The organism is Streptomyces sp. HD (assembly GCF_028369295.1).
In the GTDB taxonomy this organism is placed as follows: Bacteria; Actinomycetota; Actinomycetes; order Streptomycetales; family Streptomycetaceae; genus Streptomyces.
On the sequence record NZ_JAQMYP010000196.1, the window covers coordinates 1 to 331 of the forward strand.

1 protein-coding gene is annotated in these 331 nt (G+C 69.8%); it reads left to right on the forward strand.

Annotation, left to right across the window (positions count from 1 at the left end; translation table 11 throughout):
• The coding region (locus POF73_RS45975; RefSeq protein ID WP_272125512.1) for an acyltransferase domain-containing protein at window positions 1-331 on the forward strand (331 nt) is incomplete at both ends.

The following is a 331-nucleotide window of genomic DNA, read 5'->3' on the forward strand; positions in this document are numbered from 1 at the left end:
CCGGCCGGTTGATGTGGGTTTCTCGCTTGCTGTCTCTCGTGCGGGGCTGGAGCACCGGGCGGTGCTCGTCGGGCGCGAACAGGCCGACTTCCTGGGTCAGTTGGAGGCTGTGGCCGAGGGCACTTCGGCGAGTGAGGGCGGGACGGCGTTCCTGTTCTCCGGGCAGGGTTCTCAGCGTGCCGGTATGGGCCGGGAGTTGTACGAGACCTACCCGGTGTTTGCCGCCGCCTTCGATGCGGTGTGCGCCGGGTTCGACGGGTTGCTGCCCGGGAGACTGCGCGACGTCGTGTTCGATGGCGCCGGCCTGGACCGGACGGAGTGGGCCCAGCCC